The sequence below is a fragment of the Streptomyces sp. NPDC059909 genome (assembly GCF_042730885.1).
Classification (GTDB): Bacteria; Actinomycetota; Actinomycetes; order Streptomycetales; family Streptomycetaceae; genus Streptomyces.
Genome location: NZ_JBHWKX010000003.1, coordinates 205,252 through 227,000, shown reverse-complemented (window position 1 = coordinate 227,000; position 21,749 = coordinate 205,252). Strand labels below are relative to the sequence as shown.

Sequence of the window (21,749 nt, the reverse complement as noted above, 5' to 3'; positions counted from 1 at the left end):
GCGTCCCCCCATTGTGCGCCAGCCTCCCGTACCCCTAGGCGATTTCTGGGGCCAGGACCACCGGCATGCTCGGAGGACCCTCGTCGAGCAGCGTGCGCAGCAGCTCGGCGAGTCTGGTCGGGTACACCGTCTCATGTGCCGCCGACAGTTCCGCGGAGGTCCACCACCTCAGGCCCGCGACGCTGCGCTGCTCAAGCGTGGTGAGCCCGCCGAGGCTGGTCGCGGTCTGCCCCGTTCGTGCCAGGTAGTACCACTCGTCCTGGTCCCAGCGCCGCCCGTCGAAGGGGAAGGAGCAGAGGCGCTGCCAGATCACCGGCCCCAGCTCGACGTCTGTGATTCCGGTCTCCTCGGCGAGCTCGCGCAGCGCGGCCTCCTCGCGGGTCTCACCGCCCTCGACACCGCCGCCCGGCGTGAACCACCAGGTGTCTTCGGGATCGTCCGGTTCGTACCCGTGGATCAGCAGAATGCGGTCCTCCGGGTCGAGCAGGATCACCCGCGCGACCTTCCGCAGTTCATTCGTTGCAAGGCGCTCGACGGTCTCCGTGGTCGCCACACCGGCCTCACCGGCCTCTACGACCGGCTCCCGCCCGGGCACCTCACGCATCCACCATCACCCTTCCCCGCGCCCCGGGCGCCCTGCGCCGCCTCAGGAATGCCGCGACGGGCCCGTACGCCGCACCGCCCAGGATCAGCGCGACACCGGCCAGCACGGACCCGACGACCAGCTTCACCGGCCCCGGCTGCGACACTCCGCCCGGCAGGCCGGCAAAGCCCTGCGGCCGCTCCACGAGCCCGCCCAGGGGCCACGCCACGGCATCGACCCGGGCGCTCACGGCCGTCCGCGGCACGGACCCCTGCCCCGGATCCTGCAGATGCACCCGGGAGTCCAGGGAACCCATGCGCTCGTCGCCCAGGAGGAAGATCTGCCCTTCGGGCACGGTGGCGTTGAACGCCGTCGAGGCAGGGCCCTTGGTGCGCAGATACGGTTCTTCGACGGCCTTGCCGTTGATGGTCATCCGGCCGTCCGCATCGCAGCACGCGATCTTGTCACCGCCGACCGCGACGACCCGCTTCACCATCGGCAGGTCGCCCCACACCTTGTCGGTGAAGACCACGACATCCCCGCGCCGCACCTGGGACCCGTCGATCCGCTGCGCCAGCACCCGGTCGCCCGCCTCGACGGTCGGCGACATGGAGTCGGTCGGGACCGTGTACGGCTGGTACACGACGGCTCCCCAGACGAAGCCTCCGAGGAAGAGCACACAGCCGACGGCCACGGCCAGCCCCGACAGCGCGCTGCCGAGGCGGCCGCGGCCGCCTTCCGTACGTCCTGTTCCGCTCATCCCAGCGCTCCCCACCTCGGAGATCGACGATCGCTGATCTGAGCGGCACCCTACCCGCCGGTCCGCCCGCGGGTCAGCCCCACCGGTTACCCGGCGGTCCGCCCCTCGGTCTCTCCGGCGCTCGTCCCGACGCCCGCCACCACTGCGGTCGGGACGCCGGCCGCGGCAGCCGCGGCCAGCCTCCTCCTGCGCAGCACGACGATCGGCACCGCGCCCGCGAGCCCCAGCGCACCGGGCGCGACGGCGGCAGCGGCCGAGGCCGCGGCGCCGAGACCGGGCTGGTCGAAGGTGCTGGGCACGGGCAGCGTGGACCAGCGGCCGGGCGGCCAGGCCACCACGACCGCCCGGCCGACGACGTCGTCGACCGAGACGGTGCCGTTGCCCGGAAGCTCCTGGTGGTAGCGCGAGTCCAGCGAGTTCTGCCGGTTGTCGCCCATGACCCAGATGCGGCCCTCGGGCACCTTGATCGGCCCGAACGGCTCGTCGTCGCAGGGAGTGCTGCCGGGGTGGATGTACGACGTCTCGTCCAGCTCTTTGCCGTTGACCTTGACCTTTCCGCCCTGCTTGCACTCGACGGTGTCACCGCCGACCGCGATGACCCGCTTGATGAGGTCCTTCTCCTCGGCGGACGGCATGAGGCCGATGAAGCTGAGGAACTTCTGCACCGCGTTCGGCTCGGGGGTCTGCGTGGTCTCCAGCCAGCCGCCCGGGTCGTGGAAGACGACGACCTCGCCACGCTCGGGCTCCGCGCCGAACCAGGGCGTCAGCTTGTCGACCAGCACCCGGTCGCCCCGCTGCAGGGTGTTCATCATCGAGTCCGAGGGGATCGAGAAGGCCTGCACCAGGAAGGTCTTGATCAGGAGCGCGAGGAGAAGGGCGATACCGATCAGCAGCGGCAGTTCCTTCCAGAACGACCGGTGCTTCCTCGCCGCGCCGCCGTCGGCCGACGAGTCGTCGTCCCCGAAGCCGTCGTCACCGGAACCGCCGCCGGGAGCACCGCCACCCGACGCGGGGTCGTGGTCCGCGGGACCCTGGCCTCCATGGCCGCCGTCAGTCGTCCGGAAAGCCTCGCCGAAGCTGCCGTGGCCGCCGAAGCCCCCGGAGACTCCGGAGCCGCCAGGACCGGGGGAACGCTCCGTGAGCCGCTCGGGCCGTTCCTCCGGCTCGTCGCGTCCGGATCGTGCGCCGACCGCCAAATCCCCCACATCCACTCCTCACTCCGTGCGACCACCCGCGCCGAAAGCGACGCAGGCCCATTACTCCCATAACGAGCGGGAGTTCCGCAGGGCTCGGGAGCAGGATCATTCCATTGGGATCCCGGGAGGACACACTATGCGACGGGGCCTGCGCCGTGGTCGCCCCGGCACGCGGTTCGGGGACCGACGCGTACGTCTCCCGCTGTTCCAGCTTGCTCCAGTGGTCGAGGGGCCACGCGATGTAGACCGCGCGGCCGACGACATCGTCTTCCGACACCGTGCCGCGGAACGGCTCCTGGAGGTGGAAGCGCGAGTCGGCGGAGTTGGACCGGTGGTCCCCCATCACGAAGAGCCGCCCGGCCGGGACCTTCACCTCGAACTTGAGTTTGGAAGGCTCGTTTCCGGGATGCAGGTACGGCTCGTTCAGCGGTACGCCGTTGACGGTGACCCTGCCGTTCGCGTCGCAGCACTTGACGGTGTCGCCGCCGACCGCGATGACGCGCTTGATCAGATCCTGCTCGTCGTCGGACGGCAGCAGTCCGATGAAGGTCAGTCCCTGCTTGACCTGCTTGACGACGACCGGATCGTCCTTCTTGGGCGCCTGCTCCTGTTGCAGCCAGCCGCCCGGGTCCTTGAAGACGACGACGTCGCCGCGCTCCGGCTCGGAGCCGAACCAGGGTGTCAGCTTGTCCACCAGCACCCGGTCGTCGATCTTGATCGTCTGCTCCATCGATCCTGACGGGATCACGAACGCCTGGACCAGGAAGGTCTTGAGTACCAGCGCGATCAGCAGCGCCACGGTTATGAGGAGGGGTATCTCCTTGACCGCGGAGCGCTGCCTCCGCCGCTTCACCTTGCGCGCCAGCTTGCGCCGCTCCGCGCGCCCCGGGAGAGTCCGTGCGCCGTCGGTGGGGCGGGTCCCGGTGGGCAGCCGGGTGTCGGCCCGGTGGCTCGCGCGCCGTCCGCGATTACCCATGCGTGCCGCCGGGTCCGGGTACGCGGTCGAAGGCGCCGGTCTGCTCCAGTGCGGACCAGCGGCCGGCCGGCCAGCCGATCCAGTCGGCCCGGCCGATCACCTTGTCGAGGGGCACCATCCCGCCGCCGGGCTCGCCGAGGTGGTCCCGGGAGTCGCGGGACTTGCTGCGGTGGTCGCCCAGGACGAAGAGGGTGCCTTGCGGTACGACGATGTCGAAGGGCACCCGGGACGGGGCGTCGCCGAAGTAGACGTAGCGCTCTTCGACCGGTACGCCGTTCACCTCGAGTCTTCCCTCCTTGTCGCAGCACACGACCCGGTCGCCGCCGATGCCGGCCACGCGCTTCACGAAGTCGGTCTCGGCCGGCTCTGCCAGGCCCAGCGCCGCGGCGGCGCCCTGCACCAGCCCGGCGACCGCGTTCTCCTCCGGGGCCTCCCGGAGGAATGATCCGGTGCCGTCGAACACGACCACGTCCCCGCGCCGGGGCTCGGAACCGAAACGGTACGCCAGCTTGTTCACCAGCACCCGGTCGCCGACTTCCAGGGCCGGCTCCATCGAGGTGCTGGGGATCAGGAAGGGCTGCAGCACGAAGTGGCTGAGCAGCAGCAGGACGACGCCGCAGCCGACACCGAGCAGACCGGCCCGCCTCAGCGAGAGACCTGTCGTCAGTCCGGTCGGCAGCCCGGTCACGACGCCGGGAACGCGCGCGGAGCGCGACCCCTCCTCCGCCTCGGACCCTTGGGTCCCTGGTGCGGATGAGCGGCCACGCTCCGTGTGCTGTGCTTCGGTGTCCATCGGGGCCAGATGCTATCCGGCCGCCATAAGAACCGTATGAGGCCGAAGCCCCGCGCGGGTGTGAGCCGTGGCTCAGTTCTCGCGCTTCTCCTTGATCTTCGCGGCCTTGCCGCGCAGCTCGCGCAGGTAGTACAGCTTGGCGCGACGGACGTCACCGCGGGTGACGAGCTCGATCTTCTCGAAGATCGGGCTGTGCACCGGGAAGGTGCGCTCGACGCCGACGGAGAAGGAGACCTTGCGGACCGTGAAGGTCTCGCTGACACCGGAGCCCTGGCGGCGGATGACGACGCCCTTGAACTGCTGGATACGGGAGCGGTTGCCCTCGATGACGCGAACGTGGACGTTCACGGTGTCACCGGGACGGAAGGCGGGGACGTCGGTCCGCAGCGAGGCGGCGTTGACGACGTCGAGCACGTGCGACATGTTCGTCTGCTTTCTTCGCCGATGCCACAGGTCATCAGCGGTAGAGAGATAAGGATTCAGGGGCCGGGTCGTCGGAGCGGGCGTCGTGTCCCCCTGTGGCAGGGGCGCACGCCGGACGCACGGCAGCGGCCTATTCTTCCACGGCCTGTGGCCGTCGCCAAAATCGACCGTCGGGCGACGGAGCCCAGCCCAGGATGGAGAGGATCTCGCGGTCCTTCTTGTCGAACTCCGACGGGTCGCAGCGCTCGATGAGATCGGGCCGGTTCTCGGCCGTACGACGGAACGCCTCGTCCCGCCGCCAGCGCGCGATCTTCCCGTGGTGCCCGCTGAGCAGGACGTCCGGGATGTCCCGTCCGCGCCACTGAGGGGGCTTGGTGTAGACGGGGCCCTCAAGGAGGTTCGCCATGGCGCCGGGCGCGAAGGAGTCGTCGCGGTGCGACTCGGCGTTCCCGAGGACGCCCGGCAGCAGGCGTGCGACCGCCTCCGTGATGACGAGTACGGCCGCCTCGCCGCCGGCCAGGACGTAGTCCCCGATGGAGACCTCGTAGACGGGTATCCGGGTGGCGTACTCGTCCATGACACGCCGGTCGATGCCCTCGTACCGGGCCGGGGTGAAGATCAGCCACGGCCGCTCGGACAGCTGGACGGCGAGCTCCTGGGTGAAGGGCCGGCCGCTGGGAGTGGGGACGACCATCACGGGGCCGTGCGCCCCGGCCTCGTAGCCGTCGGCGAGCGCCTGGTCGAGCGCGTCGCCCCAGGGCTCGGTCTTCATGACCATGCCGGGGCCGCCGCCGTAGGGGGTGTCGTCGACGGTGCTGTGCCGGTCGTACGTCCAGTGCCGCAGGTCGTGCACGTGCACGTCGAGCCTGCCGCGCGCCCGTGCCTTGCCGACGAGCGAGACGTTCAGCGGCTCCAGGTACTCGGGGAAGATCGTGACGACGTCGAGCCGCATCAGTCGCCGTCCTCGTCGCGGGCGGAGGCGATCTCGGACCGGTCGTCGATGAGCCCGGGCGGAGGGTCGATCACGGCCTTCTGTTCCTTCAGATCGATCTCGGTGACGATCTCCTCCACGAACGGGATCATCACCTCGCTGCCGTCGGGCCGCTCCACGATGAACAGGTCCTGCGAGGGCAGGTGCGAGATCTCGGTGATCCGGCCGACCTCCGTGCCGTCGGCGAGCACCACGTCCAGGTCCATCAGCTGGTGGTCGTAGTACTCGTCGGGCTCCTCCGGCTGCTCGTCCGGGTCGACGTCGGCGATGAGCAGGATGTTGCGCAGGGCCTCGGCACCGTTGCGGTCCCGTACGCCCTCGAAGCGGAGCAGCAGCCTCCCGCTGTGCACCCGACCGGTCTCGATGGTCAGCGGTCCGGCGGATGCCGGGTCGGTGGCCAAAACGGCTCCGGGGGCGAGCCGCAGTTCCGGCTCGTCGGTGCGGACCTCGACGGTGACCTCGCCCTTGATGCCATGGGCACGGCCGATCCGTGCGACTACCAACTGCACGCTCAACGCTCCTGTCATACGACGACGGGCCGGGGCGGGCCGTAAGCCCTCCCCGGCCCGCGCCGGTGTTTCGATCGAGTCAGTGGACCTGGTCCACGTCGACGAGGTCGACACGGATGCCACGGCCACCGATGGCGCCCACGACGGTGCGCAGGGCGCGTGCGGTGCGGCCGTTACGGCCGATCACCTTACCGAGGTCGTCGGGGTGCACCCGGACCTCGAGCACACGCCCGCGACGCAGATCGCGCGAGGCGACCTGCACATCGTCCGGGTTGTCGACGATGCCCTTCACGAGGTGCTCGAGAGCCTCCTCGAGCATGCTCAGGCCTCGGTCGACTCGGCGGGAGCGGCCTCGGCCTCGTCCGCCTTCTTCTCGGTCTTCTTCGCCTTCGGGGTGATGGCCTCACCCTTGGCGTCGTCGCCCTCGAGCGCCTTCGCGAAGGCGTCGAAGGAGGCGCGCTTGTCTTCCTTCGTCTCCGGCTGCAGCAGCGGCTTCTCCGGGGCCGGCAGGCCCTTGTGCTTCTGCCAGTCACCGGTGAGCTTCAGGATGGCGAGAACCGGCTCGGTCGGCTGGGCGCCGACGGACAGCCAGTACTGCGCACGCTCCGAGTCGACCTCGATGCGCGACGGGTTGTACGTCGGGTGGTACAGACCGATCTCCTCGATGGCCCGGCCGTCACGGCGGGTACGGGAGTCGGCGACGACGATGCGGTAGTGAGGCGAACGGATCTTGCCCAGACGCTTCAGCTTGATCTTGACTGCCACGGGAGTGGGATCTCCTGGTTTTGACGTGGTTGGGCACAACGAGATGCCGCGTGGGGTTGCGGACCCGATGGCCCGATGGACGCGTCAGCCGGAGGAGAGAGGGGTCCTATGCGACTGTCGAGTACAGCTAGCCATTGTGCCACACGGATCCGGCGCGTCGGACCCGAGTCCGTCCGGCCTCCCGGCCACGGCCCGGCGCCCGCCCCCGCGGCTCGGGGAGCGGCCGTCTCAGCTTGCCGCGGCCACCGCTTCCGGGATACGGAACGGCTTTCCGCAGCCGCCGCAGACGATCGGCGCCTGGGCGAGGACCGAGGGCACCACCCGGACGTTGCGACCGCAGTCGCAGACCGCCTTCACCCGCACACCGCCGCCGGACGAGCCGTGCCGGGCGGCCGGACCCCGGAAGGTCCGCTTGGTGTCGGAGGCCGTCGCGACCGAGTGCGCCGCGAGGGCGCGCTGCAGCCGCTCGATCGTCGGTCGGTACCGCCGCTTCGCCTCGGCGTTGAGCGTGACCAGCGAGAAACCGCTGCTCGGGTGCGGCTCCTCGGGGTGGTCCAGGCCCATCTCCTCGGCGATCGCCAGGAACCGGCGGTTGTGGTAGCGGCCGGCGCGGGAGGTGTCTCGGACCCCTCGGGCGGCGGCGATGCCGTGGACTGCCTCATGAAGCAGTCGCTCGAAGGAGAGCTCGTGACCGCAGGCGGACGAGGACTCTCCGATCAGGGACTCTGGCGCGGCAAGATCCGGCAGCTCGGGGTGGTGCCGCTGAATGTCGGCCCACGCCTGTGCCAGCTCTGCGGCGAGAACAGGTGGTGTCGTGCTCACGTCGTGATAACGAGCCTGGCGGCTCACGGGTTCCATTCCGGGGCATCCCAAATATTTTGCACGTACCCGTCAGTTGCCATTGATGCGTCCTGACGAGGGCGGGTGCGCTGATCTGCGGAGAAGCCTCACAGCTCACACCAAGGTGGTACGTAGCGACGCGTACGCCCGGCGTGTAGCCGACTCCGCACGCCGGGGCGCGGGTGCCTGCCCGGGGCTCAGGGGCCTCCGGAGGCGCCCCCGCCAACCGGAGCCGGGGCGTCCTGACGCCGGACGTCAGGGCGTCGGGGCGTCAGTAGGCGCGCGCGACGATCGCGAGGGTACCGGGGGCGTCGTCGGTGTCCGGCACCGCCCCGTCCTCGGTGACCAGACACCGTACGGACACGGCCTGATCGGCCAGCAGAGCCTCGCCCTCGGTGCCGAGCGTCGCCCACGGGATACGCGCCCAGCCGCCCGCGGCCGCGGCCTCGGCGGCCTCCTCGATCGTGGTCACGTCGGCCGTGCGGGACTCGCGGCGTTCACGCGATTGGCTCAGAAGCAGCGCCTGGTCGTCCTCCAGGACCTTGGGCAGCAGACCGGTGAGCGCGTCGATGGCGACGGGCTCCTTGCCGCCGGGGATGCGGCGGGCCAGCATCGCCGTGCCGCCCTCCAGGTCGCGCGGGCCGACCTCGATCCGGACCGGTACGCCCTTGAGCTCCCAGTCCACGGCGCGCCGGCCGAAGGGGGTGTCGGTGCGGTCGTCGACCTGGACCCGGATGCCGGCGGCCTTCAGCCGGTCGCCGATCTCGCGCACCTTCGCCAGCACGGCCTCGTCGCCCTTGATGGCGAGGACGACGGCCTGGACGGGCGCCAGCCGGGGCGGGACCCGCAGTCCGCTGTCGTCGCCGTGCGACATGATCAGGCCGCCGACCATCCGCGTGGAGGAGCCCCAGGAGGTCTGCCAGGCCAGCTCCTGCTTGCCCTCCTTCGACAGGTACGTGGTGTTGAAGGCCTTGGAGAAGTTGGTGCCGAGCTCATGGCTCGTGCCCATCTGGAGTGCCTTGCCGTCGCCCATCATGCCTTCGAGCGTGAGGGTGTTGATGGCGCCGGCGAAGCGCTCCCTGGCGGTCTTGCGGCCGAGCACCACGTCGATAGCGAGGACGTTCACCATGAAGTCGGCGTAGACCTCGCGGTGGATGTGGGCGGCGTAGTCCCGGGCCTCCTCGTACGTGGCGTGGGCGGTGTGGCCCTCCTGCCAGAGGAACTCGGTGGTGCGCAGGAAGACCCGGGGGCGCATCTCCCAGCGGACCACGTTCGCCCACTGGTTGATGAGCAGCGGCAGGTCGCGGTAGCTCTGGATCCACTTGGAGAAGTAGTCGTTGATGATCGTCTCGGAGGTGGGGCGGACGACGACCGGCTCCTCCAGCTCCTTGCCCCCGCCGTGTGTGACGACCGCGAGCTCGGGGGCGAAGCCCTCGACGTGCTCGGCTTCCTTCGTCAGGTAGGACTGCGGGATGAAGAGGGGGAAGTACGCGTTGGACGCCCCGGCTTCCTTGATGCGGGCGTCCATCTCCTGCTGCATCCGTTCCCAGAGCCCGTAGCCGTACGGTCGGATCACCATCGTGCCGCGCACCGGGCCGTTGTCGGCGAGCTCGGCCTTGTTGATGAGGTCCTGGTACCAGCGGGGGAAGTCCTCGGCCCTGGGCGTGAGAACGGGTGCCTTTGCCATGGCGGGAATCGTACGGCGGCTGCACCCTGGATGGGGAATCGTTCCGGGCGCGGGGGCGCACGACCGGGGCACGTCAGGCTTTGCGGCGCGACCCCTGGACGTACGGACGGATGCGGAGTTCTCTGGCATACGGGGGGAGCAAGAGCGCACGTACACGGGGGGCTGTCATTCAGGGCACTGCTGACCTCTCGGCGGATTGGGGCGCTTTTCGATGACACCTACGCTCGTCCGGCACCACCCGCGTACGGCTGCCGCCCCGGCGGATCCCGCGGCGCGCGCCCGCGACTGGGCGGAGATCCAGGAGCGGATGCTGGTGCCCCTCTACGAGGCGGTGTACGAGCACCTGGAGGTCGGCAAGGGCTCCCGGCTGCTGGGGCTCGGCTGCGGCTCGGGCCTCGCCCTGCTGATGGCCGCGGCGCGCGGGGCGCGCGTCACGGGAGTCGACACGGACCGGTCGCGGCTCGCGCTGGCCCGCGAGCGGCTGCTCGGGCCGGAGCCCGACCGGTCCGGCGGGACCGGGGCGCGGCTGGTGGAGGGCGGCCCGGAGGAGGCGGCCGATCCCGCGCGCGCCCGGTTCGACGTGATCACGGTTTTTCAGCCGATCGGGTGTACGGCGGGTGACTCCGAAGGACTCGTACCCGCGCTGGAGGCGGCGGTTCCGCTCGCCGAGCGCGGCAGCCGGGTCGTGCTGGCGGGCTGGGGCCCGCCGGAGCGGTGCGCCACGTCGGCCGTGCTGCGGGTCGCGAGCCGGCTCACCGAGCGGCTGCGCGGAGGCGGGGGCTGGCGCCCCACGAAGCGGGACGACCTGGAGGACGTGGCGACCAGTGCGGGGCTGAAGCCGGACGGCTCCGGGCGGGTGGCGTGCCCCTTCGGCTACGCGGACCTGGAGAGCGCGGTGCGCGGACTGCTGTCGACGGGGCTGTTCGACGCGGCGATACGGGCGACGGACCAGGCCCAGGTGGAGAAGGAGATCACGGAGGCGCTGCACGCGCATGTGCGGGCCGACGGGACGGTGTGGATGCCGAACGTCTTCCGGTACCTGATCGCGCGTACGCCGTAGGCGATGTACGGCCCGCGCGAGGGTGGGCGATGTACGGCCCGCGCGGGGTAGGCGATGTACGGCCCGCGCGGGGGTGGGCGATGTACGGCCCGCGCGGGCCGGACGGGCGGGCTTCGAAGCCGGTACGGTCCGGGTGGCCCGGGTGTCCGTCCTCGAACGCCGGACGGGCTTGAAACGCACCCCCGGACAGGCCCGCTCAGTCGGTGGAGTTCTTCGCGAGGCGCGGGATGCCTGCGGCGCGGTACGCCTCGGCCTCCTCCAGCGTCTCGTTGGCCAGCAGCGCCTCCGCGAGCGCGTCCAGGCGGTCCCGGTTGTCGCGCAGCAGGCTGCAGGCGCTCTCGTAGCACTCGTCGACGATCCGGCGCATCTCGTGGTCCACCGCGTCCAGCGTCGCCGGAGCGGCGATGAGCCCGTACGGCTCCTGTGCATCGCCCGGGATCGCGGTGAGCCGGCCGACGCGTTCGCTCATGCCCCAGCGGCCGACCATGCCCCGGACCAGCCGGGTGGCCTGCTCGAGGTCGCTCTCCGAGCCGGTGGTGATGATGCCGAAGACGACATGCTCGGCCGCCATCCCGCCGAGCGCGCCGGTGATGCGGCCGCGCAGGTACTCCTCCGTGTACGCGTACCGGTCGGCATCCGGGGTGGAGAGGGTGACGCCCAGGGCCCGCCCGCGCGGCACGATCGTGATCTTGCGAACGGGGTCGGCGCCCGGCTGGAGCATGCCGAGGAGGGCGTGGCCGCTCTCGTGGTAGGCGGTCCTGCGGCGCTCCTCCGCGGGCATCACGAGCGGCCGCTCCGCACCGAGCTGGACCTTCTCCAGGGCGTCGGAGAGATCGCTCTGGGTGACCTGGCGCTGTTGCCGCTTCACGGCGAGCAGCGCGGCCTCGTTCGCGAGGTTGGCGAGTTCGGCGCCGGTCATCCCCGGTGTCGTACGGGCCACTTGGGCGAGGTCGACGGTCTCGGCGAGCGGGATCCCCCGGGTGTGGATCCTGAGGATCGCCTCGCGGCCGCCCCGGTCGGGCGGGCTGACCTGCACGATGCGGTCGAAGCGCCCCGGCCGGGTGAGCGCGGGGTCGAGGACGTCGGCGCGGTTCGTGGCGGCGAGCACGACGACCCCTTCGGAGCCGGTGAAGCCGTCCATCTCGGTGAGGATCTGATTGAGCGTCTGCTCGCGCTCGTCGTGGCCGCCGAGGCCCGCCCCGCCGCCACGGACCCGTCCGATGGTGTCGATCTCGTCGATGAAGACGATGGCCGGGGCGACCTTGCGGGCCTCGGCGAAGAGTTCCCGTACGCGCGAGGCGCCCACGCCCACGATCATCTCGATGAACTCGGAGGCGGAGGCGGAGAAGAACGGCACCCCAGCCTCGCCCGCCACGGCCCGCGCGAGCAGGGTCTTTCCGGTGCCGGGCGGTCCGGCGAGCAGCACACCGCCGGGCATCCGGGCACCCATCTCCCGGTAGGCCCGCGGGTTCTTGAGGAAGTCGACGACATCGTTGAGCTCGCCCTCGACCTCGTCGATCCCGGCCACGTCCTCGAAGGTGGTGCGCTTGCCCGCCATCAGCTCGACGGGTTTCGGCGGCGCCTTGCGTCCGAGCGCCCCGGCGCCCATCCCCCCGCCCATCCGCCGTGCGATGAACACCCACAGGAGGACGAGCAGGGCGATCGGTGCGAGCGAGATCAGCAGATTGGACAGAAAGCCGCGCTGGACGACGACGGGCTCGGCCGTCACGGTCACGCCCTTCCGGGTGAGCTGCTGCCAGAGGTCGTCGTCGGCGAAGGCGGGTCGCTGGGTGGTGAACTTGGAGTAGTCGCCCTTGCCGTCCGGGAGGGGCTGCTCGTTCTTCAGCTGGCCCTGGATCGCGTCGCCCTTGGCGTAGATCTTGGTGACGTTGCCCGCGGTGACCTGCTTGCTGAACTCCGTGTACGAGACGGTCGGCTCTTCGCTCTCGCCGAAGTACGACAGCGCCAGGAACGCGGCGAGGAAGACGACGAACGCGGCGAGGACCAGCCCGGGCCAGCCGCCGGGCATCTTCTTCTTCGGCGGCGGAGCCCCCTCGGAGCGCCAGGGCTGGTCGGTGCGGTCACGCGGGGGTACGGGATTGGCCACGCTGCCCTCCTGCTCCGGTGCTCCGCTGGTCAGGCCATATCTCCTGCCCATGACCGCACACATCACCGGTCCCCGCCACCGGGGCGCCGGGCACCCCGGCCGGGCGGCTCGGCGGGCCGGACGTCCCGGCGAGCCCGGCACACGGCGGAGGGCCCCGCGGTCCGTGACCGCGGGGCCCTCCTCACGTGCTGTTCCGGCAGGTCCTGACAGATCCTGGCAGGTCAGCCCATGAACTTCTTGAACTCCTCGGGGAGCTCGAAGTCCTTGGCCTGGCCGCCCGCCGGGAGGCCGAACGCGCCGCCCTGAGCGGCCTGCTCGCGCCGGGCGGCGGCCGCCTGCTCCTCGGCCTTGCGCTTCATCGGGTTGCCGCTCTTGCGCTTGCCCTTGGCCTGCTTCTGCTGCTTCTTCTGGCGGCCGGGGCCGCCACCCATGCCGGGGATGCCCGGCATACCCGGCATACCGCCGCCCTGCGCCATCCGCGACATCATCTTGCGGGCCTCGAAGAAGCGCTCGACCAGGCCCTTGACCGCGCTGACGTCGACACCGGAGCCCTTGGCGATACGGGCACGGCGCGAGCCGTTGATGATCGTCGGGTCCTGGCGCTCGCCGGGCGTCATCGACTTGATGATCGCGGCCGTACGGTCCACGTCACGCTCGTCGATGTTGTTGATCTGGTCCTTGATCTGGCCCATGCCGGGCAGCATGCCGAGCAGCTTGGAGATGGAGCCCATCTTCCTGACCTGCTCCATCTGGGCCAGGAAGTCGTCGAGCGTGAAGTCCTTGCCCTTGCTGCTCGCCAGCTTGGAGGCCATCTTGGCGGCCTCTTCCTGGCTGAAGGTCTGCTCGGCCTTCTCGATGAGCGAGAGCATGTCGCCCATGCCGAGGATGCGGGACGCCATGCGGTCCGGGTGGAACGCGTCGAAGTCGTCCAGCTTCTCGCCGTTGGAGGCGAACATGATCTGCTTGCCCGTGACGTGCGCGATGGAGAGCGCGGCACCACCACGGGCGTCGCCGTCCAGCTTGGACAGGACCACGCCGTCGAAGCCGACGCCGTCGCGGAAGGCCTCCGCGGTGTTGACCGCGTCCTGCCCGATCATCGCGTCGACGACGAAGAGGACCTCGTCGGGGCTGACCGCGTCACGGATGTCCGCGGCCTGCTGCATCATCTCCTGGTCGATACCGAGGCGGCCCGCGGTGTCGACGATGACGATGTCGTGGACCTTCGTCTTCGCGTGGTCGATCGACTCCTTGGCGACCTGGACCGGGTCGCCCACGCCGTTGCCCGGCTGCGGGGCGTAGACGGCGACGCCGGCGCGCTCGGCGACGACGGCGAGCTGGTTGACGGCGTTCGGGCGCTGGAGGTCACAGGCGACGAGCAGCGGCGAGTGGCCCTGGCTCTTGAGCCAGAGACCGAGCTTTCCGGCCAGGGTCGTCTTACCGGCACCCTGGAGACCCGCGAGCATGATCACGGTCGGGGGCTGCTTGGCGAACCGCAGCCGGCGGGTCTCGCCGCCGAGGATGCCGATGAGCTCCTCGTTGACGATCTTGATGACCTGCTGGGCCGGGTTCAGCGCCTGGGACACCTCGGATCCCATCGCGCGCTCCTTCACCTGCTTGATGAAGGAGCGGACGACGGGCAGCGCCACGTCCGCCTCGAGCAGCGCGATCCGGATCTCGCGCGCCGTGGCGTCGATGTCCGCCTCGGACAGGCGGCCCTTGCCCCGGAGGTTCTTGAATGTCGCTGCAAGGCGGTCGGAGAGGGTATCGAACACGGTGGTCGCGGATCCTCAGGTCTCGGGGGCGGGCGGACAGATGTCCCCCAAGGGTATCCGGACGCGTGGGATGGGGTCTGCCCCCTGTCCACCCGCCCGCCGGTGATCCGTCATCCGCGCAGTGCGGTTTCGAGCGTACGGGCCACGTCAGCGGCCTCCTCGGACGGCAGCGGCGCCCCCTCGGGGCCTGTGACGTAGAACGCATCCACGGCATTCGCGCCGAGCGTGGACACATGCGCGCTGCGCACCAGCACCGCCGCCGATTCGAGGGCGTGCCCGATGCGGTGGAGCAGCCCGGGGGCGTCCTGCGCACGGACCTCGATGACCGTGGCCAGCCGGGAGGCCGCGGAGGCGACCGTGACCCGGGGCGGCGGCGCCGTGACCCCGCGCCGCCGCGGATAGGCCGCGTCACGCTCGGCCAGCCGGGCCGGGACGTCCAGCGACCCGTCGAGGGCGCGTACGAGGTCGGCGCGGAGCCTGGCGGCCTGCGGCAGGGACCCGTACGCGGCCGCGACCCGCCAGTTCAGTACGAGGACGGCGCCCGGCCCCACCTCGCTCGGCAGTTCGATGGCGCGCAGGTCGGCGGCGCGGACGGTGAGCCGGTGCAGGGCGAGGACGCCGGCGACCGCGGGCAGCACGCCCGGCTGGTCGGGCAGGGCGATGAGCAGCTCCACGCCGACGGGTTCCGGTTCGCCGTCCGGGTGCGGGGTCTCCGCCTGGGCGTGCAGGGCGAGCACGGGCCCGCCGGTGCGCAGTGCCTCGATGGCGAGCCGCTCCTGCTCGGCGCTGGGCGCGGCGGGCTCGGGTTCGGCCGGGGCCTCCCCCGCGAGCACCCCGGCGACCCGTTTGACCAGGTCGGCGACGAGCGAGCCGCGCCAAGCGGACCAGGCCGCGGGGCCGGTCGCGAGGGCGTCGGCCTCGGTGAGCGCGTGCAGCAGTTCCAGGGTGCTCAGGGATCCCACGACGTCGGCGACCGAGCGCACGGTGTGGGGGTCGTCCAGATCGCGCCGGGTGGCCGTCTCGATGAGCAGCAGGTGTTGGCGTACGAGCGTGGCGATCACGCCGACGTCGTGCTTGTCGAAGCCGATCCGGGTGGCGACGTCGCGGGCGATGGTCTCGCCCGCCACCGAGTGGTCGCCCGGCCAGCCCTTGCCGATGTCGTGCAGCAGGGCGGCGACGAGGAGCAGATCGGGGCGGCCGACGCGCCGGGTCAGGGCCGAGGCACGCACGGCGGCCTCGACGAGGTGACGGTCGACGGTCCAGGTGTGGACGGGGTTGCGCTGCGGGCGGCACCGCACGCGCTCCCAGTCCGGCAGCAGCCGGGTGATCAGCCCTTCGGCCTCCAGAGCCTCCCATACGGCGACGGTGGATTCGCCGGCGCCGAGGAGGGTGACGAGCTCCTCGCGGGCCTCGGCCGGCCAGGGCACGGGCAGGGTCTTGCCGGCCGTGGCGAGGTGGCGCACCGCGTGCAGGGATACCGGCAGCCCGGACTGGGCCGCGGCGGCGGCCGCCCGCAGCGGCAGCACCGGGTCGCGCTCCGGCTTGGCGGTTCGGGCGAGGACGACCTCGCCGTCCATCTCGACGACGCCCTCGGCGAGCGGGGTGCGCTCGGGCTCAGTCCGGCGGCCGCCCAGCATGGTGCGCAGCCGGGGGCGTACGGACCGGGCCTTGAGGACGCGGTTCACCTCGCGCCAGGTGACGTCCGAGGCGTACGAGACGGTCCGCGCGGCCTCGTACACCTGCCGCAGCAGCGCGTCGGGGTCGAGGAGGCCCAGCTCCTCGGCGACCTGGTCCTGCTCCTGGAGGGCGAGCCTGTCGGTGGCGCGCCCGGTGGTGAGGTGGAGGGCGTCCCGGGTGTCGAGGAGCACGCGCCGCGCGTCGGCGAGCCCTTCGCGGGGTGCGTCGGCGAGCCAGGACGCGGCGACCGCGCGCAGGGCGGTGGCGTCGCGCAGTCCGCCGCGGGCCTCCTTGAGGTCGGGCTCCAGCAGGAACTGCAGCTCGCCCTGGCGTTCGGCCCGCTCGCGGCACAGTTCGTCGAGCTCGGGGAGGCGCTTGGGCGCCTGGTTGCGCCAGTCGGCCAGTACGGCGGTGCGCAGCGCGGCGACCAGGCCCAGGTCTCCGGCGACGCCGCGGGCGTCGAGCAGCCCGAGCTGCACCTTGAGGTCGTCGCCCGCGGTCTTGCGGGCCTCGCCGGGGGTTCGTACGGAGTGGTCCAGGGCGAGCCCGAGGTCCCACACCGGGTACCAGATCCGGTCGGCGAGTGAGGCGATGGCGTCCGCGTCGGCGCTGCCGTCGTGCAGCAGGAGGAGATCGAGGTCGCTGCGCGGGGACAGCTCGCCGCGTCCGTAGCCGCCGACGGCCACGAGTGCGGCCCCGCGTACGCCGATGCCGTGCGCCGCCGTGGTGAACAGCGCGGAGAGCCAGTCGTCGGTCAGCCTGGCCAGGGCGGCACGGCGCGGCGGCCCGGACCGCGCCTTCTCCTGGAGGAGGCGCAGCCGGGCCGCCGCGTAGCCGCTGGGTCCCGAGTCTTCCGCTTCTGTGGTCACATCGAGGCTCGTCACCCAGCAACTCCCGTCTACAGCGCGTCCGGTCCGCGTTCGCCGGTCCGTACCCGGACCGCGGTCTCGACCGGCACGCTCCACACTTTGCCGTCTCCGATCTTGCCGGTTCGCGCCGCCTTCACCACCACGTCGATGAGCTGTTCGGCGTCATCGTCCTCGACCAGTACCTCGATACGGATCTTGGGGACGAGGTCGACGGTGTACTCCGCGCCGCGGTAGACCTCGGTGTGGCCGCGCTGCCGTCCGTAGCCGCTGGCCTCGGTGACCGTGAGCCCCTGGACTCCGAAGGCCTGCAGAGCCTCCTTGATCTCGTCCAGCCGGTGCGGCTTCACGACTGCGGTGATGAGCTTCATGCGTCCACCTTCTTGTTCTGCGGTGCGGCTGCCACGGTGTCGGCGGGGGCAGGAGCGGCCTTGCGCGATCCCGCACCACCGCCCGCTCCGCTGAAGTCGTACGCGGTCTCGGCGTGCTCGACCTGGTCGATGCCGGAGATCTCGTCGTCCTCGCTGACCCGCATCCCGATCGTCTTGTCGAGCAGGAAGGCGAGGATCGCGGAGACGATCAAAGAGTAGGCCAGGACCGCGAAGACACCGATGGCCTGCTTGCCGAGCTGCTCGAATCCGCCGCCGTAGGCGAGGCCCTTGACCTCGGACTGCATCGTGCCGGTGGCGAAGACGCCCACGAGGAGGGAACCGGCGACACCGCCCACGAGGTGGACACCGACGACGTCGAGGGAGTCGTCGTAGCCGAACTTGTACTTGAGGCCGACGGCCATGGCGCACAGCAGACCGGCGATGGCACCGATGGCGATGGCACCGATCGGGCTGACCGCGCCGCCGGACGGGGTGATGGCGACCAGGCCCGCGACCGCGCCGGAGGCGGCGCCGAGGGTGGTGAAGGAGCCGTGCCGGATCTTCTCGTAGGCGAGCCAGGCGAGCATCGCGGCGGCGGTGGCGACCTGCGTGTTGACGAACATCACCGCGCCGACGCCGTCGTCGTTGCCGAGCCACGAGCCGGCGTTGAAGCCGAACCAGCCGAACCACAGGAGCCCGGCGCCGAGCATCACCAGCGGCAGGCTGTGCGGGCGCATCGGGTCCTTCTTGAAGCCGACGCGCTTGCCGATCACGAGGATCACGCCGAGCGCCGCGGCACCGGCGTTGATGTGCACGGCGGTACCGCCGGCGAAGTCGATGACGCCCATCTCGAACAGCCAGCCGCCCGTGCCCCACACCCAGTGCGCGACCGGGAAGTAGACGACGGTGACCCACAGCGCGACGAAGAGCGCCCAGGCGGTGAACTTCACCCGGTCCGCGAGGGCACCGCTGATCAGCGCGGGCGTGATGATCGCGAACATCAGCTGGAACACGGCGAAGACGAACACCGGGATGGTGTAGCCGTCCCACAGCTGGGCCTTGTCGATGCCGGCGAATCCGACGAAGTCGGAGGACCAGCCGATGAGGGAGCCCGAGTCGGTGCCGAAGGCGAGGCTGAAGCCGTACAGCACCCACAGGATCGTGACGATCCCGAGGCTGATGAAGCTCATCATCAGCATGTTGAGGGTGCTCTTGACGCGGACCATGCCTCCGTAGAAGAAGGCCAAGCCCGGTGTCATGAGCATCACCAGGGCGGAACAGATGAGCATGAACCCGGTGTTCGCGGCAGACAGCTCGGGGGCGTCTGCGGCAAGCGTCGTGATGCCTGGAGGCATCGGCGTCTCCTCGTCGTCGTACGGCCTGTGCGGGGCGGGAAGCCTGTTCGGCTGGACAACCGTGCGGCTGGGTCCGGTGCGGCTGCCTTTGGAGTCGGCCGGTTATGCGCCATGAGATTGGCGCGCCGCGGTTTCCGCCGATGCCGCTCGATGTTTCGCCGCAGTGACGAAGAGGTCGGGCGTGTTACGCCCTCATGAACTGCCCGTCGCGACCCGGCCACGGGCATACCATCCCGAAACCGGAACCACCATGGGAGAAGCCACGACGGCGATCAGCCACATCCGCGAGAGCGGCGCCGGTTCAGACGCAAAAGGGGGCCGGTCGCGACGGCCACCCGACGTGACCTGGCGTGGGGGGCCGAGTCGGGCTGTTCGTGGGTGACCGTCGCGCCGGGGTCCGGGGGTGCGGCGCGTGGTCAGACCGCCTCGGCGGTCTCGGGCAGCTGGGCGGTGAGCAGATCGGTGAGACGGACGACCTCGGCAACGTCCCCGAAGTCCCTGGCCGCCGTGTCGACGGTCTTGCGCAGCCTGGTGTTGACCCGCTCGGAGCGGACCCGCCTGGCGATGTGGAGCGCCTGCTCGGCGAGCTGTGTGGACTGCTCGGGCTCCCTCTTCAGCAGATGCACCGTGGCCATGCCGATGAGGTTCAGTGCATACGAGCGCTGGTGCTCGGTGTCGTCGTGGAAGAGCTCGACGGCGCGCTCCATGACGGGCTCGGCGAGCGAGGCGTAGGTGGGGCTGCGACCCGCGACGTAGGCCAGGTCGCGGTAGGAGTGGGCGTTCTCGCCGTTGAGCTCGGCCTCGGAGAAGAAGCGGATCCAGTCGGGCTCGGGCTCACCGGCCTCGAGCGCGTCGGCGAAGGTGTCCTCGGCCATGCGGACGGCCCGCTTGGTCTTGCTGGGCTGGCCCATGTTGGCGTACGCACGGGCCTCCATCGCATACAGCATCGCCTGGGTGCGCGGGGTCGCGCAGTCGCGGCTGCCGTACTGCGCGAGGTGGATGAGTTCCAGGGCGTCGTCGGGCCGGCCGAGGTGGATCATCTGGCGGCTCATGGACGAGAGGATGTACGAGCCGAGGGGCTTGTCGCCGGCCTCCTTGGCGGCGTGCAGGGCGAGGACGAAGTACTTCTGGGCGGTGGGCTGCAGGCCCACGTCGTAACTCATCCAGCCGGCCAGCTCGGCCAGCTCGGCGGCGACCTTGAAGAGCCGTGTGGCCGTCGCCTCGGGCTGGGGCTCCTGGAGCAGGTCGGTCACTTCGTGCAATTGGCCGACGACCGCCTTGCGGCGCAGTCCGCCGCCGCACTGGGCGTCCCACTGGCGGAACATCGCGGTCGTGGACTCCAGCAGGTCGAGCTCGGGCCTGGAGAGCCGGGAGGGGCGGCGGACGGCCGCCGCTGGCCCGGACGGTCCGGGCTCGGCGGCGGGGCTGGGAACGAGCCAGCGCTGCATGGGCTCGATGAGGGCGGGGCCCGCGGAAAGCGCGAGCGAGGTGCCGAGGAAGCCGCGGCGGGCCAGCATCAGGTCGCTGCGCGAGAACTCGCTGAGCAGGGCGACGGTCTGGGGGCCGGCCCAGGGCAGGTCGACTCCGGAGACGGAGGGCGACTGGTGCGCGGTGCGCAGTCCGAGGTCCTCGATGGCGATGACGCTGCCGAAGCGCTCGGAGAACAGCTCGGAGAGGATGCGCGGGATGGGCTCACGGGGCTGCTCGCCGTCGAGCCAGCGGCGCACGCGCGAGGTGTCCGTGCTGATGTGGTGCGCGCCGATCTGGCGCGCCCTGCGGTTCACCTGGCGTGCGAGCTCGCCCTTCGACCAGCCACTGCGCATGAACCACGAGCCCAGCTGCTCGTTGGGGCGCTTGCCGGTTGCCGTACCGTCTGCGCCGTTGCCGCTCACTGGAATGCCCCCATCCGGATGATGCCTTCGTCGCACGAACCCGTACCAGAATGCCGTGAGTTGCCGCCCTCCGTAGGGAGCTTGCACTCCATCGAACGGGAAATCGATTTGCCTCCGGCATACCCGCGAGTTCGGAGATTTCCAGGGTTCGTGTACCGAAAGTAATCCTACGATCACCGCTCCGGCCATGGCGATTCCATAATCGCCACCATTCGCCACCCCTTCGAATGAACTCGCCGGGCGCCAGGCGCGATTCACTTGACATGCGACGAGCAGGAGTGGGCGGAGCGTTGCGTGCCAGGGCGCGCGGACCCGGACGCACCACCCCGAGTGCCGCGGGACGCCGCCGGGTCCGGCCGATGCCGGACCGGTGGACACTCAGCGTCACTGGAAAACTCCGGGTCGTAACCACCGGCGAGTTCGACCCGTTGGAGGGGGCATGGGCTTCACGATCGGCGGCAGCCGGGGCGTCCGGGAGATCCGGACCGGCTCACGGCGCCGCGGCCGCGCGACGGAGTGCACAGTGGTGGCCGAGTACACCGGGCTCTGGGGCTGGGACGTCGTCCCGGGCGCCAGGGCATCGGCGGGACGCTGCTCGTGCGGGGATTCCTCGTGCGCGGCGCCGGGGGCGCATCCCCTGGAGTTCGCGCCGGAGGTGCCGGCCGGGGCGACGCTCGACGACGCGACGAAGGCGTGGGCGCAGGTGCCAGGGGCGTCGATCCTGCTCCCGGTGGGGCGTACGTTCGACGTGCTGGAGGTCGGGGTCGCGGCGGGGCGTCGCGCGCTGGTCCGGCTGGAACGGATGGGTCTGCCCCTCGGCCCGGTCTGCGCGACGCCGGCGGGCCGTGCACAGTTCTTCGTGGCGCCGGGTGCGTCGTCGGAGCTCCCCGAGCTGCTCTACCGCATGGGCTGGGACGACGCGGACCTGGACCTCCACTGCCTGGAGCCCGGCGCCTGCATCACGGCGCCCCCTTCGGACCACGCGGGCCTCGGCCCCTCGTACTGGCTCCGCCCGCCGTCACTGGACACCACCGCCACCCCGCCCCAGGCCCGCCTCCTCCTGGGCACCCTGGCGTACATCTGCCACCGGTCCGCGACGGCGTGACGTTCCCGCCCGTCCGCGCTT

General features: G+C 71.1%; 20 protein-coding genes. 2 read left to right on the top strand and 18 right to left on the bottom strand.

The features are described 5' to 3' along the window. Positions 1-34: 34 nt before the first annotated feature. From ACFV9O_RS04715 to proS, 12 genes are all read right to left on the bottom strand, one after another. Entirely contained in the window at positions 35-604 is a 570-nt protein-coding gene (locus ACFV9O_RS04715) for an NUDIX hydrolase (protein ID WP_385412250.1), read from the bottom strand. Continuing rightward, entirely contained in the window at positions 597-1,343 is a 747-nt protein-coding gene (gene lepB / locus ACFV9O_RS04710; protein WP_385412248.1) for a signal peptidase I, read from the bottom strand. The genes ACFV9O_RS04715 and lepB (ACFV9O_RS04710) overlap by 8 nt, the downstream gene beginning before the upstream one ends. 86 nt (positions 1,344-1,429) lie before the next feature. Next, positions 1,430-2,188, bottom strand: a complete 759-nt coding sequence (lepB, locus tag ACFV9O_RS04705) for a signal peptidase I (RefSeq protein ID WP_385412499.1) — start codon at positions 2,186-2,188, stop codon at positions 1,430-1,432. Positions 2,189-2,393: 205 nt separating this feature from the next. After that, on the bottom strand, positions 2,394-3,515 hold the full coding sequence (gene lepB, locus ACFV9O_RS04700) for a signal peptidase I (RefSeq protein WP_385412246.1): 1,122 nt from the start codon (positions 3,513-3,515) through the stop codon (positions 2,394-2,396). Next, on the bottom strand, positions 3,508-4,308 hold the full coding sequence (gene lepB, locus ACFV9O_RS04695; protein WP_385412244.1) for a signal peptidase I: 801 nt from the start codon (positions 4,306-4,308) through the stop codon (positions 3,508-3,510). Before lepB (ACFV9O_RS04695) ends, lepB (ACFV9O_RS04700) begins: the two co-directional genes overlap by 8 nt. A gap of 72 nt (positions 4,309-4,380) precedes the next feature. Continuing rightward, positions 4,381-4,731: a 50S ribosomal protein L19 gene (gene rplS, locus ACFV9O_RS04690; protein ID WP_385412242.1), complete on the bottom strand. Its 351-nt coding sequence runs from the start codon at positions 4,729-4,731 to the stop codon at positions 4,381-4,383. Between the two features lie 130 nt (positions 4,732-4,861). Then, the gene (trmD, locus tag ACFV9O_RS04685) at positions 4,862-5,683 is read right to left on the bottom strand and encodes a tRNA (guanosine(37)-N1)-methyltransferase TrmD (protein ID WP_385412241.1); all 822 of its coding nucleotides are present in this window, start codon (positions 5,681-5,683) and stop codon (positions 4,862-4,864) included. Next, complete coding sequence (gene rimM / locus ACFV9O_RS04680) at positions 5,683-6,231, bottom strand: ribosome maturation factor RimM (RefSeq protein ID WP_385412240.1); 549 nt, start codon at positions 6,229-6,231, stop codon at positions 5,683-5,685. The genes trmD and rimM overlap by 1 nt, the downstream gene beginning before the upstream one ends. 79 nt (positions 6,232-6,310) lie before the next feature. Beyond that, positions 6,311-6,550, bottom strand: coding sequence for an RNA-binding protein (locus ACFV9O_RS04675; protein WP_215097147.1), 240 nt, complete (start codon positions 6,548-6,550; stop codon positions 6,311-6,313). 2 nt (positions 6,551-6,552) lie between these two features. After that, positions 6,553-6,996, bottom strand: a complete 444-nt coding sequence (gene rpsP, locus ACFV9O_RS04670; protein WP_385412237.1) for a 30S ribosomal protein S16 — start codon at positions 6,994-6,996, stop codon at positions 6,553-6,555. Positions 6,997-7,224: 228 nt separating this feature from the next. Further along, the gene (locus ACFV9O_RS04665; protein WP_385412234.1) at positions 7,225-7,818 is read right to left on the bottom strand and encodes a hypothetical protein; all 594 of its coding nucleotides are present in this window, start codon (positions 7,816-7,818) and stop codon (positions 7,225-7,227) included. A 289-nt stretch (positions 7,819-8,107) separates the two neighbouring features. Further along, positions 8,108-9,523 carry a proline--tRNA ligase gene (gene proS / locus ACFV9O_RS04660; RefSeq protein WP_385412232.1) on the bottom strand — a complete coding sequence of 472 codons (1,416 nt, stop codon included), beginning with the start codon at positions 9,521-9,523 and terminating at the stop codon, positions 8,108-8,110. 211 nt (positions 9,524-9,734) lie between these two features. On the opposite strand from proS, the gene ACFV9O_RS04655 reads away from it, so the two are divergent. Next, a complete protein-coding gene (locus ACFV9O_RS04655; RefSeq protein WP_385412230.1) occupies positions 9,735-10,583 on the top strand; it encodes a methyltransferase domain-containing protein in 849 nt (282 codons plus the stop codon). Between the two features lie 196 nt (positions 10,584-10,779). On the opposite strand, the gene ftsH is transcribed toward ACFV9O_RS04655, so the two are convergent. The 6 genes from ftsH to ACFV9O_RS04625 form a co-directional block, all read right to left on the bottom strand. Further along, the gene (gene ftsH, locus ACFV9O_RS04650) at positions 10,780-12,690 is read right to left on the bottom strand and encodes an ATP-dependent zinc metalloprotease FtsH (RefSeq protein ID WP_385412228.1); all 1,911 of its coding nucleotides are present in this window, start codon (positions 12,688-12,690) and stop codon (positions 10,780-10,782) included. A gap of 221 nt (positions 12,691-12,911) precedes the next feature. Continuing rightward, entirely contained in the window at positions 12,912-14,462 is a 1,551-nt protein-coding gene (ffh, locus tag ACFV9O_RS04645; protein ID WP_385412226.1) for a signal recognition particle protein, read from the bottom strand. Positions 14,463-14,572: 110 nt separating this feature from the next. Then, on the bottom strand, positions 14,573-17,023 hold the full coding sequence (locus ACFV9O_RS04640) for a [protein-PII] uridylyltransferase (RefSeq protein ID WP_385412225.1): 2,451 nt from the start codon (positions 17,021-17,023) through the stop codon (positions 14,573-14,575). A 14-nt stretch (positions 17,024-17,037) separates the two neighbouring features. Continuing rightward, positions 17,038-17,376, bottom strand: coding sequence for a P-II family nitrogen regulator (locus tag ACFV9O_RS04635; protein WP_101390346.1), 339 nt, complete (start codon positions 17,374-17,376; stop codon positions 17,038-17,040). After that, positions 17,373-18,731, bottom strand: coding sequence for an ammonium transporter (locus tag ACFV9O_RS04630; RefSeq protein ID WP_385412223.1), 1,359 nt, complete (start codon positions 18,729-18,731; stop codon positions 17,373-17,375). The genes ACFV9O_RS04635 and ACFV9O_RS04630 overlap by 4 nt, the downstream gene beginning before the upstream one ends. A gap of 416 nt (positions 18,732-19,147) precedes the next feature. Continuing rightward, positions 19,148-20,623, bottom strand: coding sequence for a hypothetical protein (locus ACFV9O_RS04625; protein ID WP_385412221.1), 1,476 nt, complete (start codon positions 20,621-20,623; stop codon positions 19,148-19,150). Between the two features lie 439 nt (positions 20,624-21,062). Between ACFV9O_RS04625 and ACFV9O_RS04620 the strand changes: the two genes are divergently transcribed. Continuing rightward, the gene (locus ACFV9O_RS04620) at positions 21,063-21,728 is read left to right on the top strand and encodes a bifunctional DNA primase/polymerase (protein WP_385412219.1); all 666 of its coding nucleotides are present in this window, start codon (positions 21,063-21,065) and stop codon (positions 21,726-21,728) included. Positions 21,729-21,749 lie beyond the last annotated feature (21 nt).

What these genes read in the sequence shown, in the direction of transcription:
- ACFV9O_RS04715 (WP_385412250.1), bottom strand. Translation starts at nt 604, where the DNA reads ATGCGTGAGGTGCCCGGGCGGGAGCCGGTCGTAGAGGCCGGTGAGGCC.
- lepB (WP_385412248.1), bottom strand. Translation starts at nt 1,343, where the DNA reads ATGAGCGGAACAGGACGTACGGAAGGCGGCCGCGGCCGCCTCGGCAGC.
- lepB (WP_385412246.1), bottom strand. Translation starts at nt 3,515, where the DNA reads ATGGGTAATCGCGGACGGCGCGCGAGCCACCGGGCCGACACCCGGCTG.
- lepB (WP_385412244.1), bottom strand. Translation starts at nt 4,308, where the DNA reads ATGGACACCGAAGCACAGCACACGGAGCGTGGCCGCTCATCCGCACCA.
- rplS (WP_385412242.1), bottom strand. Translation starts at nt 4,731, where the DNA reads ATGTCGCACGTGCTCGACGTCGTCAACGCCGCCTCGCTGCGGACCGAC.
- trmD (WP_385412241.1), bottom strand. Translation starts at nt 5,683, where the DNA reads ATGCGGCTCGACGTCGTCACGATCTTCCCCGAGTACCTGGAGCCGCTG.
- ACFV9O_RS04675 (WP_215097147.1), bottom strand. Translation starts at nt 6,550, where the DNA reads ATGCTCGAGGAGGCTCTCGAGCACCTCGTGAAGGGCATCGTCGACAAC.
- proS (WP_385412232.1), bottom strand. Translation starts at nt 9,523, where the DNA reads ATGGCAAAGGCACCCGTTCTCACGCCCAGGGCCGAGGACTTCCCCCGC.
- ACFV9O_RS04655 (WP_385412230.1), top strand. Translation starts at nt 9,735, where the DNA reads ATGACACCTACGCTCGTCCGGCACCACCCGCGTACGGCTGCCGCCCCG.
- ACFV9O_RS04635 (WP_101390346.1), bottom strand. Translation starts at nt 17,376, where the DNA reads ATGAAGCTCATCACCGCAGTCGTGAAGCCGCACCGGCTGGACGAGATC.
- ACFV9O_RS04630 (WP_385412223.1), bottom strand. Translation starts at nt 18,731, where the DNA reads ATGCCTCCAGGCATCACGACGCTTGCCGCAGACGCCCCCGAGCTGTCT.
- ACFV9O_RS04620 (WP_385412219.1), top strand. Translation starts at nt 21,063, where the DNA reads ATGGGCTTCACGATCGGCGGCAGCCGGGGCGTCCGGGAGATCCGGACC.